At 69.5% G+C, this 16,177-nt stretch carries 13 protein-coding genes and 2 tRNA genes; 4 read left to right on the top strand and 11 right to left on the bottom strand.

Annotated elements, in window-relative coordinates:
- Window positions 1-75: 75 nt before the first annotated feature.
- Window positions 76-1,905: a glutamine--fructose-6-phosphate transaminase (isomerizing) gene (gene glmS, locus MBSD_RS08465; RefSeq protein ID WP_062536880.1), complete on the top strand. Its 1,830-nt coding sequence runs from the start codon at window positions 76-78 to the stop codon at window positions 1,903-1,905.
- Between the two features lie 54 nt (window positions 1,906-1,959).
- Here glmS and MBSD_RS08460 read toward each other — a convergent pair whose 3' ends face one another.
- The 4 genes from MBSD_RS08460 to uvrB all read right to left on the bottom strand — a co-directional run bounded on the left by MBSD_RS08460 (window position 1,960) and on the right by uvrB (window position 5,207).
- Window positions 1,960-2,424 (bottom strand): hypothetical protein, encoded by a 465-nt coding sequence (locus tag MBSD_RS08460; protein ID WP_062536878.1) that lies wholly within the window; start codon window positions 2,422-2,424, stop codon window positions 1,960-1,962.
- On the bottom strand, window positions 2,424-2,567 hold the full coding sequence (locus MBSD_RS15435; RefSeq protein WP_187300599.1) for a hypothetical protein: 144 nt from the start codon (window positions 2,565-2,567) through the stop codon (window positions 2,424-2,426). Before MBSD_RS15435 ends, MBSD_RS08460 begins: the two co-directional genes overlap by 1 nt.
- Before the next feature lie 423 nt (window positions 2,568-2,990).
- Window positions 2,991-3,065: transfer RNA gene (locus MBSD_RS08455), tRNA-Val, on the bottom strand.
- Window positions 3,066-3,179: 114 nt separating this feature from the next.
- Complete coding sequence (gene uvrB, locus MBSD_RS08450; RefSeq protein ID WP_062536883.1) at window positions 3,180-5,207, bottom strand: excinuclease ABC subunit UvrB; 2,028 nt, start codon at window positions 5,205-5,207, stop codon at window positions 3,180-3,182.
- Window positions 5,208-5,357: 150 nt separating this feature from the next.
- On the opposite strand from uvrB, the gene MBSD_RS08445 reads away from it, so the two are divergent.
- Window positions 5,358-5,909, top strand: a complete 552-nt coding sequence (locus tag MBSD_RS08445) for a GspH/FimT family pseudopilin (RefSeq protein WP_062536876.1) — start codon at window positions 5,358-5,360, stop codon at window positions 5,907-5,909.
- A 51-nt stretch (window positions 5,910-5,960) separates the two neighbouring features.
- Here MBSD_RS08445 and MBSD_RS08440 read toward each other — a convergent pair.
- From MBSD_RS08440 to grxD, 7 genes are all read right to left on the bottom strand, one after another.
- Window positions 5,961-6,037, bottom strand: a tRNA-Asn gene (locus MBSD_RS08440).
- Window positions 6,038-6,114: 77 nt separating this feature from the next.
- Window positions 6,115-7,518 (bottom strand): nucleotide 5'-monophosphate nucleosidase PpnN, encoded by a 1,404-nt coding sequence (gene ppnN, locus MBSD_RS08435; RefSeq protein ID WP_062536874.1) that lies wholly within the window; start codon window positions 7,516-7,518, stop codon window positions 6,115-6,117.
- 143 nt (window positions 7,519-7,661) lie between these two features.
- A complete protein-coding gene (locus tag MBSD_RS08430; RefSeq protein WP_062536872.1) occupies window positions 7,662-10,856 on the bottom strand; it encodes a TonB-dependent receptor in 3,195 nt (1,064 codons plus the stop codon).
- Window positions 10,857-11,042: 186 nt separating this feature from the next.
- Window positions 11,043-12,770, bottom strand: a complete 1,728-nt coding sequence (gene olsF, locus MBSD_RS08425; protein ID WP_062536870.1) for a bifunctional ornithine lipid synthase OlsF — start codon at window positions 12,768-12,770, stop codon at window positions 11,043-11,045.
- Between the two features lie 55 nt (window positions 12,771-12,825).
- Window positions 12,826-13,437, bottom strand: coding sequence for a YhgN family NAAT transporter (locus tag MBSD_RS08420; protein ID WP_272898333.1), 612 nt, complete (start codon window positions 13,435-13,437; stop codon window positions 12,826-12,828).
- A gap of 37 nt (window positions 13,438-13,474) precedes the next feature.
- On the bottom strand, window positions 13,475-14,242 hold the full coding sequence (locus tag MBSD_RS08415; protein WP_062536868.1) for an SDR family NAD(P)-dependent oxidoreductase: 768 nt from the start codon (window positions 14,240-14,242) through the stop codon (window positions 13,475-13,477).
- Window positions 14,239-14,565 (bottom strand): Grx4 family monothiol glutaredoxin, encoded by a 327-nt coding sequence (gene grxD / locus MBSD_RS08410; protein WP_062536866.1) that lies wholly within the window; start codon window positions 14,563-14,565, stop codon window positions 14,239-14,241. Before grxD ends, MBSD_RS08415 begins: the two co-directional genes overlap by 4 nt.
- A gap of 153 nt (window positions 14,566-14,718) precedes the next feature.
- Here grxD and MBSD_RS08405 point away from each other — a divergent pair, with 153 nt between their 5' ends.
- Window positions 14,719-15,297 (top strand): superoxide dismutase, encoded by a 579-nt coding sequence (locus tag MBSD_RS08405; protein ID WP_062536864.1) that lies wholly within the window; start codon window positions 14,719-14,721, stop codon window positions 15,295-15,297.
- A gap of 142 nt (window positions 15,298-15,439) precedes the next feature.
- Window positions 15,440-15,868 carry a hypothetical protein gene (locus MBSD_RS08400; RefSeq protein ID WP_062536862.1) on the top strand — a complete coding sequence of 143 codons (429 nt, stop codon included), beginning with the start codon at window positions 15,440-15,442 and terminating at the stop codon, window positions 15,866-15,868.
- Window positions 15,869-16,177 lie beyond the last annotated feature (309 nt).

The raw sequence follows: 16,177 nt of genomic DNA, 5'->3' as shown, positions 1-16,177 counted from the left end.
AAGCCCATGCCATTGGCTTGGTTTGTCATGTATATAATGGCCTTACGATAACCGTCCCCCAGGAGCCGACCGACCATGTGTGGAATTGTCGCTGCCGTCGCCCAGCGCGACGTCGCCCCGATCCTGATCGAGGGGCTGAAGGCGCTCGAATACCGCGGCTACGACTCCGCCGGCGTCGCCGTGCTCGGCCCCGGCGCCATCCAGCGCGTGCGCGCCAAGGGCAAGGTGCGCGAACTGGAAGAACGCTACCGCCTGAACCCGTTCGCCGGCGGCACCGGCATCGCCCACACGCGCTGGGCCACGCACGGCGCGCCGAGCGAGGAGAACGCGCACCCGCACGTCGCCGGCACGGTGGCCGTGGTGCACAACGGCATCATCGAGAACCACGCCGAACTGCGCGCCGAGCTGCAGGCCAAGGGTCGCACCTTCACCTCGGAGACCGACACCGAGGTGATCGCGCACCTGATCGACGAGGCCATGCGCGGCGGGCTCGGTCTGCGCGACGCCGCCCTGACCGCGCTGCGCCGCCTCGAGGGCGCCTACGCGATCGCCGCGGTCAGCCTGACCGAGCCCGGCCACGTGGTGGGCGCGCGCCGCGGCAGTCCGCTGGTGGTCGGCATCGGCATCGGCGAGCACTTCCTCGGCTCCGACGTGCAGGCGCTGATCAAGGTCACCAACCGCGTCGTCTATCTCGACGAGGGCGACGTGGTCGAGATCGAGCGCGACCGCTACCAGGTCTATACCGCCGACGGCCGGCCGGTCGAGCGCACGGTGCACGAGAGCGAACTGTCCGCCGACGCGGTCGAGCGCGGCGAGTACCGCCACTACATGCTGAAGGAGATCTTCGAGCAGCCGCGCGCCGTCGCCGACACGCTGGAAGGCCGGCTCGGCCCGCGCGGCGTGCTGCCCAACATCTTCGGCATCGACGCCGAGACGCTGCTCAAGCGCGTGCGCGGCGTGCACATCGTCGCCTGCGGCACCAGCTACCATGCCGGTTCGGTGGCGCGCTACTGGATCGAGGGGCTGGCGCACCTGCCGGTCTGCGTCGAAGTGGCCAGCGAGTACCGCTACCGCGACGTGGTGGTGCCGCCGGACACGCTGTTCGTCGCCATCTCGCAGTCGGGCGAAACCGCCGACACGCTGGCGGCGCTGCGCGAATCGCGCAAACGCGGCTACCTCGGCACCTTCGCCGTGTGCAACGTGCCGGAGTCCTCGCTGGTGCGCGAGGCCGACCTGGTGCTGATGACGCGCGCCGGCCCGGAGATCGGCGTCGCCTCGACCAAGGCGTTCACCACGCAGCTCGCCGCGCTCGGCCTGCTGACGCTGGAATTGGCGCGCCTCAACGGCGCGCCGACGGAGAAATGCCAGCGCCTGTGCGCCGAGCTCGCCTCGTTGCCGCGCGTGCTGGAACAGGCGCTGCAGCTCGAGCCGACGATCGCCAAGCTGGCCGAGCGCTTCGTCGGCAAGCACCACGCGCTGTTCCTCGGCCGCGGCGCGCACTACCCGGTGGCGCAGGAAGGCGCGCTGAAACTGAAGGAGATCTCCTACATCCACGCCGAGGCCTACCCGGCCGGCGAGCTGAAGCACGGCCCGCTGGCGCTGGTCGACGAGGACATGCCGGTGATCGCCGTGGCGCCGAACAACCAGCTATTGGAAAAGCTGAAATCCAACCTCGAGGAAGTGCGCGCGCGCGGCGGCGAGCTGTACGTGTTCGCCGACCACGAGGTGACGCTGCCGCCGAACGGCGGCCGCGGCGAGCTGGTCAAGCTCGACGCCGGCGGCAACTTGATCGCCGCCGCCGCCTTCACCGTGCCGCTGCAACTGCTCGCCTACCACGTCGCCGTGCTGAAAGGCACCGACGTCGACCAGCCGCGCAATCTCGCCAAGTCGGTGACGGTGGAGTGATCAGGCGCGGTTTCCCGCAACGCCGTTCGCATCGGGCGCCCCGGCGGACGAGTTTCAGAACGCGAAAGCCAGCCCGAACCTGACCGTCGGCGAGGCGGCGTAGTGTTGCAGGGCGTCCTGCACGCGCTGCTGTTCGGCGGCCGGCACGTCCTGGGCGGCAGGATCCGCGGTGGCCCAGACGCGCGCGCTGGGCGAACCCAGCGTGACGCCGACATCGAGCGAGAAGCCGAGGCCGCGCTCCGGCACGCGTCCCCAGCCGAAACCGAGATAAGGCCGCACCCGCGGCCAGCGCGCGTCCACCGCCACGGTGCCGACGTTGGCGTCCGCTGCGTCGGCGGCCGTCGTGCGGTCGAAGGCCGTCGCCGCGCCGGCGACGCGGCTGCGTCCCGCCACCGCGCCGAAGGTGATGCGGAAGACGCCCGCCGAGGGGAAGAAATCGAGGTAGGCGCGCACCTGCTCGGACTGCAGGTCGGCGCTGTAGCGCGCGTCGCCGAGATCGAAGCTGCGGTCCAGATCCATCAGGTCGGCGCCGAGCCGCAGCGCGCCGCTCTCGAAGCGGTGCCGGGCGCGGCGCCCGCCGCGGCGGCGGCCGCGTCCCAGTCCTGCGCCTGCGCGGCGGTCGCGAAGGTCGTCAGCAACAGTGCCAGCAGCGCCGTTCTCATGCCCCCTCCCGGTGGAAGCGGGTGGCGGCGCGCGACGCCGTGCTCGTCGCGCGCCGCACCGCTCCCCCTCCCGGCCGTCGTCCCGATGGAGCGTGTCGCATCACACCCCTGACTCCGTGGGTGTAGCCTCGCTCCGGCCGGCCGCGGCATCCGGCATCCGGTTCACAATTCGACACGATTGGCCCGCGAGGGCGGCATGCCGATGCGATTTTTGTGATCGGCGTCGCCGGCCGAGCGCGGACGCGCCGCTTCCGCCGCGGGGCGCGCCGACGCAGCCGCGACCATGGTGCAGGGCGGAGACCGCGCGGCCGTGAGCGGCCCGCGCATGAAGGCGCCGGCACGGCGCGAACGCGACCTGGAGGAGACGCGGCCGAAGAGGCCGTCGGATTCACCCGCACCGCCCGCGATTCGCCGGGGTGGGAGTGGTGGGCGGTACAGGGATCGAACCTGTGACCCCTACCATGTCAAGGTAGTGCTCTACCGCTGAGCTAACCGCCCGAAGGGTCGCGAACCTTAACACGACGCCGCGGGGCGCCTCAAGAGATCGGGCGGCGTGCGGCCGCGCTTTCGCCTCCTCGGGCGTTGGCGGCGACGCCGGCCGCCGACCGCGCCTCAGCCGATCAGCGCCTGCTCGCGCACGCGCTTGATCTCGTCGCGCACGCGCGCGGCGTCCTCGAACTCGAGGTCCTGGGCGTGCTTGTACATCTGCGCCTCGAGCTTCTTGATCAGCGCCGCCGCCTGCGCCGGATCGAGCGCGTGGTAGTCCGCCGCCGGTTCGGCGACCTTGCGCGCGGGCGCCGCCCTGCCGCGGCCGCGCCGCGCCTCCGCCGGCGCCTCGCGCGCGCCTTCCATGATGTCGGCGACCTTCTTCACCACGCTCCGCGGCGTGATGCCGTGCGCCTCGTTGTACTCGATCTGCTTGCGGCGGCGACGCTCGGTCTCGTCGATCGCCGCCTGCATCGAGCGGGTGACGGTGTCGGCGTAGAGGATCGCCTTGCCGCGCAGGTTGCGCGCGGCGCGGCCGATGGTCTGGATCAGCGACGGCGTCGAGCGCAGGTAGCCTTCCTTGTCGGCGTCGAGGATCGCCACCAGCGACACCTCGGGCATGTCCAGGCCCTCGCGCAGCAGGTTGATGCCGACCAGCACGTCGAACACGCCGAGGCGCAGGTCGCGGATGATCTCGACGCGCTCGACCGTCTCGATGTCGGCGTGCAGGTAGCGCACGCGCACGCCGTGCTCGCCGAGGTAGTCGGTGAGGTTCTCGGCCATGCGCTTGGTCAGCGTGGTGACCAGCACGCGATCGCCCTGGGCGACGCGTCGGTGGATCTCGGAGAGCAGGTCGTCGACCTGGGTGCGCACCGGACGCACCTCCACTTCCGGGTCGACCAGGCCGGTCGGCCGCACCACCAGCTCGACCACGTTGCCGCGCGCGTGCTCGAGTTCGTACTTGCCGGGCGTCGCCGAGACGAAGATCGTGCGCGGCGCGCGCCGCTCCCATTCCTCGAAGCGCAGCGGACGGTTGTCCAGCGCCGACGGCAGGCGGAAGCCGAACTCGACCAGCGTTTCCTTGCGCGAGCGGTCGCCCTTGTACATGCCGCCGAGCTGCGGGATGGTGACGTGCGATTCGTCGACCACCAGCAGCGCGTCGGCCGGCAGGTAGTCGAACAGGCACGGCGGCGGCTCGCCCGGCGCGCGGCCGGTGAGATGGCGCGAGTAGTTCTCGATGCCCTGGCAGTAGCCGACCTCGGCCATCATCTCGAGGTCGAACTGCGTGCGCTGCTGCAGGCGCTGCGCCTCCACCAGCTTGTTCTCGCGGTAGAGTTGTTCGAGGCGCTCCTTCAGTTCGGCCTTGATCGTCTCGATCGCCTCCAGCACGGTGCGTCGCGTGGTGACGTAGTGCGAGCCGGGGTAGATCGTGTAGCGCGGCACGCGGCGGATGGTCTCGCCGGTCAGCGGGTCGAACACCGTCAGGTTCTCGATGTCGCCGTCGAACAGCTCGATGCGCAGCGCCTCGCTCTCGCTCTCCGCCGGGAACACGTCGATCACCTCGCCGCGCACGCGGTAGGTGGCGCGCCGCAGTTCCATCTCGTTTCGCGTGTATTGCAGCTCGGTCAGGCGGCGCAGCAGCTCGCGCTGGTCGAGGTGGTCGCCGCGCACCAGGTGCAGCACCATCTTGAAGTACTCGCCGGGATCGCCCAGGCCGTAGATCGCCGACACCGTGGCGACGATCAGCGCGTCCTTGCGCTCGAGCAGCGCCTTGGTGGCGGACAGACGCATCTGCTCGATGTGCTCGTTCACCGAGGCGTCCTTCTCGATGTACGTGTCGGACGACGGCACGTAGGCTTCCGGCTGGTAGTAGTCGTAGTACGAGACGAAATACTCGACGGCGTTGCGCGGGAAGAACTCCTTGAACTCGCCGTACAGCTGCGCCGCCAGCGTCTTGTTCGGCGCCAGCACCAGGGTCGGCTTCTGCACCGCCTGCACCACGTTGGCGATGGTGAAGGTCTTGCCCGAGCCGGTGACGCCGAGCAGGGTCTGGTGGGCGAGACCGGCCTCGAAGCCTTCGACCAGGCGCCGGATCGCCTCCGGCTGGTCGCCGGTCGGCCGGTAGGGCGCGGCAAGTTCGAAGCGGTCGGTCATGTCGAAGCGCACGCTGCAGGGAAGCCGATTATAGGCCGCGGCTGCTGACAGCCCTTGTCAGCATGGGCCGACACGGCGCCGGGTCGCGCGCCGCTACGACGACATGCGGGCGATGGCTAGTCTGGACGGGTCAACCGGAAGGAGCCCGCCATGGACGGCACCCCGCGGCGCCAGCGCGGCGTCACCCTGATCGAACAACTGCTCGCTGTCGGCATCCTCGCCATCCTCGTCGTGACCGCCACGCCGGCCCTGGGCGGACTGCTGGCGCGCAATGCGGCGACGGCCGCCGACAACGCCGTGGTCGCCGCCCTGCAGCACGCGCGCGAACGCGCGGTGCGCAGCGGCGCGCACGTGGTGCTTTGCCCCAGCCGCGACGGCGCCGCCTGCGTCGCCGACGTGCACTGGGAACACGGCTGGCTGCTCGCCTGGGACCGCGATCGCGACGGCGAACCGGATGCCGGTGTCGAGCCGATCGCCGTGGGCGACGCGCTGCCGCCGGGCACGGTGGTGCTGGGCAGCGCCGGCCGCACGCGCCTGGTGTTCCGCGGCGACGGCAGCGCCGCCGGCAGCAACGTCAGCCTGACGATCTGCCACCGCGGCGCCCCTGCGGCATCCGCGCTCGGCGTGGTGATGGCCAACTCCGGGCGTATCCGGCAGGGCCGGCCTTCCGTGCAGCGGGCGCGCGAATGCGTGCGGGGATGACACCGCCGCAACGAAAAAGGCCCGCATCGCTGCAGGCCTTCGGCAATCGCGTGGCGCCCGAAGTAGGACTCGAACCTACGACCCCCTGATTAACAGTCAGGTGCTCTAACCGGCTGAGCTATTCGGGCGCGAGAGAACGGAAATGATCGCGACGGGCGCCAGGCTTGTCAAGCGCCGTCGGCGTCGCCGCGGGGCGTCGTCGGCCTCAGGCGGCGTTGCGCACGCGGTAGCAGGGCACGTAGGCGGTGCCGGGCAGCTTCATGCGCTGCTGGCGGACGAAATCCTGCAGCAATGCGTCCAGCGCGCGCATGATCGCGGGGTCGCCGTCGATCTCGAACGGCCCGCGCTGCTCGATCGCGCGCATGCCCTCCTCCTTGACGTTGCCGGCGACGATGCCGGAGAACACCCGCCGCAGATTCGCGGCCAGCGCGTGGCGAGGCAGATCGCGGCTGATCTGCTGTTCGGCGATGGCTTCGTGGGTGGGGCGGAACGGCACCTGGAACTCGTAGGGCACGTGCAGCGCCCAGTTGAAGAAGAACGCGTCCTTGGTGTCCAACCGATAGTTGCGCACCTTGTCCACGCCCTTGACCATCGCCCGCGCCACCGCGGTCGGGTCGTCGATCAGGATCTGGTAGCGCTCGGCGACGGCGTCGCCGAGGGCGAGGCGCAGGAAACGGTCGATCTGCTCGAAGTAGGGAGCCGCGATGCGCGGCCCGGTGAACAGCAGCGGGAACGGTATGGCGGCGTTGTCCGGGTGCAGCAGGATGCCGAGCAGGTAGAGGATCTCCTCCGCCGTGCCGACGCCGCCCGGAAACACGATGATGCCGTGCCCGACGCGCACGAACGCCTCCAGGCGCTTCTCGATGTCGGGCATGATCACCAGGTTGTTGACGATCGGGTTCGGCGATTCCGCGGCGATGATGCCGGGTTCGGTGATGCCGATGTAGCGGTTCTGCCGGCGGCGCTGCTTGGCGTGGGCGATGGTCGCGCCCTTCATCGGCCCCTTCATCGCGCCCGGACCGCAGCCGGTGCAGATGTCCAGGCCGCGCAGGCCGAGCTGGTAGCCGACCAGCTTGGTGTAGTCGTATTCCTCGCGCGAGATCGAGTGCCCGCCCCAGCACACCACCAGGTTCGGGTCCTGGTGCGCGCGCAGCACGCGGGCGTTGCGCAGGATGTCGAACACGGCGTGGGTGATGCCCGACGAATCGTGCATGTCGAACTGGCCCGCCTCGATCTGCGTCGACACGTAGACGATGTCGCGCACCACCGCGAACAGCAGCTCGTTGATACCGCGGATGATCTGCCCGTCGACGAACGCCTGCGCCGGCGCGTTGGTCAGCTCCAGGCGGATGCCGCGGTCCTGTTGCAGGACCTGGACGTCGAAGTCGGGGTAGCGCTCCAGCAGGCCGCGCGCATCGTCACTGAGGCTGCCGGAGGTCAGCACCGCCAGCGCGCAGCGGCGCAGCAGCGCGTGCAGGCCCGATTGCGTGGCGTCGCGCAGGCGCGCCACCTCGTTGCGCGACAGCACGTCCAGCCCGCCCACCGGCGAGATGCGCGCGCTGACCGTCTCGGCGTGGCGGCTGCGGGAAGCCGTCTTGATGTCGTTCATGGTCCTGGCGTGGTCTGGCATCGGCGCTGCGGCGGCGTGGCGGAACGCGTCACGACACCATACCGCGACCGCCGGGTCAAGGTGCGGAAAACGAAAGGCCGGCGCCCCGCAGGGCGCCGGCCTCTTGATGCGCCACGGATCGGTCAGAACGTGTAGCGCAGGGTCACCTGCACCGACCAGCGCGAGACGGCGTTGGTATCGTCGCGGTTCAGCTGCTCCGGCGCGTAGTTGCCGTTCACCGTCGGCAGGCTGTAGACGTACTTGCCGGTGGCCGGATCGACGCCGGCGAAGTTCGCCAGGTCGCGGCTGTAGCCGCCCTGGCTGGCGAAGATCGGGGCGTAGATGTTGCCCCACTTCTTGTTGAGCATGTTGGTGAAGTTGAAGATGTCGAAGCGGATCTCCCCCTTGTTGCCCTTGAACAGGCCGGGGACCTCCTGGCGGAAGCTCAGATCGAGCTGGTGCACCCACGGCGAATCCGCGCCGTTGCGCTGCGCCACCTGGCCCTGGTGGTCCTTCAGGTAACTCTGGCTCTGGATGTAGGCGTAGAACTGGTCGATCACCTTCTGCGAGGTGCCCGGCGCGAACTCGACCTCGCCCGGACGCGGAATGTAGACCAGGTCGTTGTTGGTGATGCCGTCGCCGTTGCTGTCGTTGCCGTACACCCAGCTGTACGGCTGGCCGGAGTGCGAGTCGAGGAAGGCCGAGACGCTGGTGGTGTAGTCGCCGAAGAAACGGTGCTGCCAGGTCAGCGAGGCGATGATGCGATTGCGGATGTCGTAGTTCGAGCGCGCCGCCTTCTCCTCGTTCGGGTTGTAGGTCGCGCGCGAGCTGAAGTTGCTGGTCGCCTGGCTGGACGTGCCGGGGTTGACCTCGGTGGAACGACCCCAGACGAAGGCGACGTTGCCGAACCAGGTGTCGGAGAACGGTTTCTGCAGTTGCAGGGTGACGTAGTCGGCCTTGCCGAGATTGGTGTTGGTCAGATAGCTCACCGTGCTGAACGCCGGGTTGGCGTTCACGCGCTGCTTCGCCTTCGGCTTGTTCGGGTTGGTGAAGTTGGACGGGTTGGTGCTGCTCCAGTAGTTGTTGCGGCCGTCCGGCAGGGTGCCGTTCGGCGCGCCGAGGTTCAGGTACTGGTAGTAGATGCCGTCCTGCACGTCGAGATGCGCCCAGTCGGCCGAGAACACCGTGCCCCACCACGGCAGCTCGCGGTCGAAGCCGAGGCTGAACTTCAGCACCGTCGGCAGCTTGAAGTTCGGATCGACGATGTCGACCGCCTGCTGACCGCCGGGCGCCGAGCACGGCGGCGGCGTCTGCGAGAAGGCGTTCGGGTTGAACGCGCCGCAGCCGGTGGAATCGAAGTAGGTGTTGATGGTCAGGCCGTTGTTGGTGTACGGGTTCGACAGCCACACGCCCGGCGTCACGCCCTCGGACAGGCCGATGCCGCCGCGCAGCTGGGTCAGGCGCTCGGTGTCGAACGCCCAGTTCCACGACAGCCGCGGTTCGATCACGCCGTTGCCGTCGATGGTGCCGTTGTTCGGCACGCCGAACGCCTGCCGCACCGCCGGGTTGGACAGCGGCGCCTTGTTCACCACCGGCAGGTCGTAGCGCAGGCCGTACTGCAGCGACAGGTTGCCGATCTGCCAGGTGTCCTGCGCGAAGAAGCCCCACTGCTGCAGCGTCCAGTCGGCGGCGATGCAGTTGATGTCGGCGGTGCTGCCGCAGAACGCCGGGTTCGGCTTGTACAGGTTGAACGAGGAGTAATCGCCGCTCTGGAAATCGGCGATGCTGCCGAAGTTGTAGGCGCCGAATTCGGTGCGGCCGAACAGGTTGAAGAACTTGTCCTTCTGGTAGTCGAAACCGGCCTTGACGGTGTGGTCGCCGAGGAACCAGGTGCCGGCGAAGAACGCCGTCGTGGTGTCGACCTTCAGGATGTTGTAGTGGCGGAACTGCTCTTCGCCCAGGTTGATGCGCGCGCCGGACGCCGTGTTGATGGTGACCTGCGGCTGCTTGGCGAGCACCGTCGGCGTGGCGAAGTAGGTGCCGTACGACACCGAAGCCTCGGTGGAGAAGCTGTCGGTCCAGTCGTCGTAGCTGTTCAGCACCGTGCTCTTCAGGTCGCGGAACTGGTTGTACCAGAAGCTCGACAGGTTGAGCGTGGTGTCGTTGTTGGCCTGGATGATCGGCTGGGTGCTCTTCGAACGGTTCCAGCGCAGGCTCATGCGGTGGCCGTCGGCGACGTTCCAGTCGAGCTTGGCCAGGTACTTCTTCTCGTCCTGATCCACCGAGGAGGCGCTGAGGTCGCCCGGCGTCATGCCGTAGCCCTTGGCGATGCTGATGATCTGGTCGAGCTCGGCCTGCGTCAGACGGCCGGTCGCAAGCGGGCCCCGGGTCGGGCCGGGCGAGACCTGCTTGGACTCTTCGTAGTTGACGAAGAAGAACAGCTTGTCCTTGACGATCGGGCCGCCGAGGGTGAAGCCCTTGGTGTCCTGCTTGCGGTAGCCGTTGAACTTGTTGCCGTCCTGGTCCTTGCCGATCATGTCGTTGGCGTTCTTGTACACGTAGTACACGGACCCGTGGAAATCGTTGGTGCCGCTCTTGGTGACGATGTTGACGTTGGCGCCGACCGCGCGCTTGGCGGTCACGTCGTAGTTGGCGGTGGAGATGTTGTACTCGTCGATCGCGTCCAGCGAGATCGGCTGGTTCAGCGACGGCAGGCCGTTGGCCTCGAGACCGAACGAGTCGTTGGTCGGCACCGCGTCGATGGTGATGTTGTTGTAGCGGCTGTTCTGGCCCAGCGCGGAGAACTCGCCGCGGCTCTTGTTGGTGACGGTGATGTTCGGATCCATGCGCGCGATGTCCTGGATCGAGCGCCCCGGATTCGGCAGCACCTTCAGCTCGCGCTGCGAGATGTTGGTGCCGAGCCCCTTGTTGTCGGGCTGGAACACCTGCGCCAGCGCGGTGCCGCGCACCTGCACGCCCTGCAGTTCCTGCGCGGCGACGCCGAGCGTCATGTTGATGCTGGTGTCCTCGGCGAGCTTCAGGTAGACGTCGTCCCGTTCGCTCTTCTGCATGCCCGCCTTGGTCACGGTCACGTCGAACGGACCGCCGACGCGCAGGCCGGGCGCGTTGTAGCGGCCTTCGGCGTCGGTGATGACGATCTTGGTGGTGCCCGAGGGCACGTGCACGATCTGCACGGTGGCGCCGGCGACCGGCTGGCCGTTGGCGTCGACCACCCGGCCGCTCATCGACGCGGCGGTGTTCTGCGCCAGCGCGGAAGACATCGCCAGCAGCGAGGCGATGGCGAACGGCAACAGACTGACCCGGATGCGCTTTTCCATTCTCGTTTCCTTTGCTTTCGGAGGGTGGTCGGCGGCGGCGGCACAAAGACGCACGCAACCGGAAACGCCGTTTCCGGTGTGCGGCAAGCCCGAAATGCGCGTCGCTGGCCCTGCGTGGTGCCCCATGGCCGGCGGAATCCCCCTGCCGGCCGTTAAGAATTAGTTTACCAAGGCATTATGACAGGCTCATATCCCGTCCGTCTCGACCCGGCCGCCGAGGTAGCGCGCCCGCTTGGCCGGCTTCAGCCGGGCGAGATCCAGCACGACCAAGCCGTCCACGCAACCGGCGAAGTCGGGGTCCTCGCCGAAGGCCAGGAAGCGCACGCCGGCCGGCTCGCACAGATCGACGTATTGCCGGTACAACACCGGCAACGCCACCCCCTGCGCGGCCAGATCGCGGCGCAGCGCGGCCAGGCCGGACTCCGCGTCCCGGCCGTCCAGCAGCGCGCGCACCGCCGCCAGCGTGTCCGCCGCGGGCCGGAACGGCCGCAGCGCCTCGGCCAGCCCGGAAGCGCCGAAGTAATGCTCGTGCGCGGCGACGATGCGCTCGCGCGCTTCGCGCGGCAGCGCGGCGGACAGGCTGACCGGCCCGACCAGGTGCCGCAGCTCCGGGTGCCGCTGCAGGTACAGCCCGATGCCCTGCCAGAGCCGGTCCAGCGCGCGGCTGCGCCAGTACGCCGGCGCGACGAAGCTGCGGCCCAGCTCCAGCCCTTGCCGCAGCACCGGCTCGGCGGCCGGCGCGTAGCGGAACAGGGCGGCGCTGTAGAGCCCGGCGAGCCCGCGCGCCGCCAGGATGCTGCCGCCGTGCCCCAGCCGGTAGGCGCCGGCGATGGCCAGCGCGGCCTCGTCCCACAGGATCAGGTGCTCGTAGTGGGCGTCATACGCGTCGAGGTCGCGGCGGCGGCCGCTGCCCTCGCCGACGCGGCGGAAGCTGAGCTCGCGCAGGCGCCCCAATTCGCGCAACGCCGGACAGTCGGGCGCGCCCGGCAGCAGGATCAGGCGCTTGCCGTCGGCGAGCTCGGCCAGCACTTCGCCGCGTCCCAGCGCTGTGCGCACCGCCGCCGCCGGCTCGGGGTGCGCCACCGGCCCCTGGGCGCCGAACAGCGCCGCGCGGCGTCGCGGCAAGCGGTAGACATGGCGGCGCATCAGCCGCGCCAACTGCCGCGGCGAGCCGCCGGCGCGCGCCAGTTCGGCGGCGGGGATCTGGCCGCCGATGCTGAAGACAATGCGCGTGCGGCGCGCGGCGAACACCTCGCGCGGCAGCAGCGCCGCCGCCAGCGGCGGCGCCAGCATCGACATGCCGTAGAACATCGCGGAATTGCGCGCCTCGACGTGCACCGGCAACACCGGCGCGCCGCTGCGCAGCGCCAGGCGGGCGAAACCGGGCGACCAGCGGCCGTCGCGCACGCCGGCCGGGCCGACGCGCGAGACCTCGCCGGCCGGGAACACGATCAGCGCCTGTCCGTCGTCGAGCGCGCGATAGGCCTCGCGCAGGCGGCCGCGCGGCGCGCCGCCGCCGAACACGTCCACCGGCAGCAGCAGGCGGCGCAGCGGCGCGAAGGCCGCCAGCACGTCGTTGCCGAGGATGCGCACGTCGCGGCGCACGCTGCCGACCAGGTGCAGCAGCGCCAGCGCGTCCAGCATGCCCAGCGGATGGTTGGCGACCGCCACTACCGGCCCTTCCGCCGGGATGTGCTCGCGCTCGCTGTGGCCGACGCTGTAGCCGACGCCGAGGTGGTCGAGCACGCGCTCGACGAAGTCGAAACCCTCCAGCGGCGCCAGCCCGGCCAACGCACGGTTGAAGCGTTCCTCCGCGGCCAGCTTGCCGAGCAGGCCCACCACCGGCCGCTTCAGGCGCGGGTGCTGCGCCAGCCAGGGCAGGCGCCGGTCCAGGGTGCGTTCGATGCTGAGCATGACGGCCTCCTCGCGGATGCGGCCATGCTGGAGCGCGCGTGTTACAGCGCGGTGATCACAGGCCCGCGCCCTTGAGGTAGGCCGCCACGCCGCCGAGGAACATCTGCACCGACAGCGCGACCAGCAGCATGCCCATCAGCCGCTCCAGCGCGGTCAGCACGCTCTCGCCCAGCCAGCGGAACAGGTAGGTCGAGGACATCAGGATCGCCGCCGTCGCCAGCCAGGCGATGAACAGCGCGATGCCCCACTCGACCGTGCGGCCCGGCTGCGCGTTGGTCAGCAGCAGCAGCGCCGCCATCGCCGAAGGGCCGGCCACGCCGGGAATCGCCATCGGCACGATGAACGGCTCGCCCTCGCCGACCGCACCGAAGATGCCGCCTTCCCTCGGCGGGAACACCATCTTGATGCCGATCAGGAACAGCACGATGCCGCCGGCGATGCTGACCGACTCCTGCTTCAGCTGCAGCAGCCGCAGGATGAACTGGCCGCCGATCAGGAACGCGAACAGCACGCCCAGCGCGATCAGCAGCTCGCGCGCCAGCACGTAGCGGCGGCGCTGCGGCCGCACGTGCTTCAGCAGGCCGAGGAACAGCGGGATGTTGCCCAGCGGATCGAGGATCAGGAACAGCAGGATCCCCGCCGACAGCGTCGTCATCTGCGTTTCCATCGCCCCTCCGATGCCGCGGCCGTACGCCGCGGCGCGCTCAAGCCTGGCGCAGATCAAGCACGTGGCCGCGCGCGGCGGCGCCATCGCGCGACAGCAGATAGACCACCGCCGGCGCGACCGCTGCCGGATGCGGATGCTTCTGCGTGTCCTCGCCGAAATACGCCATGCGCCGCAGCGTGGTGCGCATCGGCGCCGGCAGCAGCGCGTGCACGCGCAGCGGGCTGCGGTCGGTCTCCTCGTGCAGGATCGCGGCGAAGCGCTCGAGCCCCGCCTTGGCGACGCCGTACGCGCCCCAGTGCGCGCGCGCCAGCCGCTGCGGATCGTCGAGCACGAACACCACGGCGCTGTCGGCGCGCGCCTTCAGCAGCGGCATGCAGGCCTGGGTCAGCAGGAACGGCGCGGTCAGGTTGACCTGCAGGCCGCGCAGCCACTCCTCCGGCTTGTGCAGCTCCAGCGGCGTCAGCGCGTGGAAGTGCGCGGCGGCGTGCACGATGCCGTCCAGGCCGCCCAGCTCGCGCTCGATCACGTCGGCCAGCGTGTCGTAGTCGCGCGGCGTGGCGCCCTCGAGGTTGACCGGATAGATCGCCGGCTCCGGCGCGCCTCCGGCGACGATCGCGTCGTAGACCTTCTCCAGCGCCGGCACGCGCCGGCCGAGCAGCACCACGGTGGCGCCGGCGGCGGCGCAGGCGCGCGCGGCGGCCTCGCCCAGCCCGCCGGTGGCGCCGCTGACCAGCACCACGCGCTTGTCGAGCGCGCCCGGCGCGGGCGTCCAGCCGGCCGGCAGGCGCGCGGTCGGCAGGCTCATTCGGACGCGGCCCTGGCGGCGTCGCGCACCATGCGCGCCAGCTCGCCCGACGCCAGCAGCTCCAGCGTGATGTCGCAGCCGCCGATCAGCTCGCCGTGGATGAAAAGCTGCGGGAAGGTCGGCCAGTTGGAGTAGCGCGGCAGGTTGGCGCGGATTTCCGGATCCTCGAGCACGTTGACGGCGTGGAACTCGGCGCCGGCCTCCTTCAGCGCCTGCACGGCGCGGCTGGAGAAGCCGCACATCGGGAACTGCGGCGTGCCCTTCATGAACAGCACGATCGGGTGCGCCGCCAGCGTGGTCTTGATCCGCTCGATAACGTCCATAGCTTCGACGAACTACAATGGGAGATCGGCGCGGTGCGCCGCACGGCGCGGATTGTAGCAGCCGCCTCCCGCCGCGGGGCCGCGCGACGCGCGCGACCCCGCCCGTTCCCGGCCGAAACACAGCCGTTCCCTGCCAACGCTAAGGAGACCATCATGGCGATCGAGCTTCCCCCGCTGCCCTACGAGCGCAATGCCCTCGAGCCGCACATCTCGGCCGAGACCCTCGATTACCACTACGGCAAGCACCATCAGGCCTACGTCACCAACCTCAACAACCTGATCAAGGGCACCGAGTTCGAAAGCGCGCCGCTGGAGCAGATCGTCAAGAAGTCCACCGGCGGCATGTTCAACAACGCCGCGCAGATCTGGAACCACACCTTCTACTGGAATTCGCTCTCGCCCAAGGGCGGCGGCGATCCGTCCGGCAAGTTGGCCGACGCCATCGTCAAGGCGTTCGGCTCGGTGGCGAAGTTCAAGGAGGAGTTCGGCAAGGTCGCGGTCGGCACCTTCGGCTCCGGCTGGGCCTGGCTGGTGCAGCGCCCGGACGGCTCGCTCGGCCTGGTCAGCACCTCCAACGCCGGCACGCCGATCACCGGCGCCGACCGCCCGCTGCTGACCTGCGACGTGTGGGAGCACGCCTACTACATCGACTACCGCAACGCGCGGCCGAAGTACGTCGAGGCGTTCTGGAACCTGGTCAACTGGGAGTTCGCCGCCAGCCAGATGGCGTGAGCGGAACATGGCGGAGCACGAACGGCCGGCTCGCATGCCGGCCGTTTGCTTTTTTGCGCCGCAGAATGCCCCCCCCTGAGAATTGCGCTAGCGTTTCCTGCGGGGTGAGGCCATGTCGTTTCCTAGGGACGGAGCATCCGCCATGCGAACCCTCGGTCTTGCGCTTTGTTGTTTCATTCTCGGTCCGATCGCGCTGACCGTCACGCCCGCCGCGCGAGCGGATACAGGGCCGATCGACTGCACGAACGGCTGCACCATCGTGACATGCAACGCCACGACCTGCCCGGTCTGGCACTGCGACTCCCACGGCTGCATCCCGGTCGGCTCATACCAGCGCCTGCCGCATCCGCAGGCCGCGCCGCAGCCACAGGCATCGGTTCAGCAGTACAAGCCCGCTTTCGACCAGGTCTGCGACATCAGCGGGAGGCAGCCCTGTGCCGTGAAAACCTGCCAGGGCGATCGATGCACCATCCTCATGTTCGACGGAAAATCTTTCGTATCCGTCGGCCAGGTGGACAACGTCGAGAAGATGATCGAGCGCGCGAACACGCAGAGGACCGAAGGCCACTGAACGGACGCCGCGGCCGGCGCGAATCGCTGGTGCGTGCCACCGAAGCATCCATCCGAAAGGCTGTCCTTCCGGTCCTCGCCGCGTACGCAAACCATCAAAGGCCATGCCCGCAACTTGCGTTGCGGACATGGCCGGTTACTGCAGCCGACGTGTCCGTGTTTTTCACACAGCCTGGCGAGGCGGCCTTTCCTTTTCCGATTCGTGCGGGATCGGATTGCGGGCGACCGCGCTAGCGAACGAGCGCCGCCAGCGCCGGCGCCGCCTGCGCCTCGCGTCCCAGCGCACGCGCCACGCGCTCGGCGCGCGCGC

This window comes from Mizugakiibacter sediminis (genome assembly GCF_000953855.2).
GTDB classification, from domain to species: domain Bacteria; phylum Pseudomonadota; class Gammaproteobacteria; order Xanthomonadales; family Rhodanobacteraceae; genus Mizugakiibacter; species Mizugakiibacter sediminis.
Note: the sequence above shows the minus strand (reverse complement) of the source record. Positions and strands in the feature narration are given on the sequence as shown.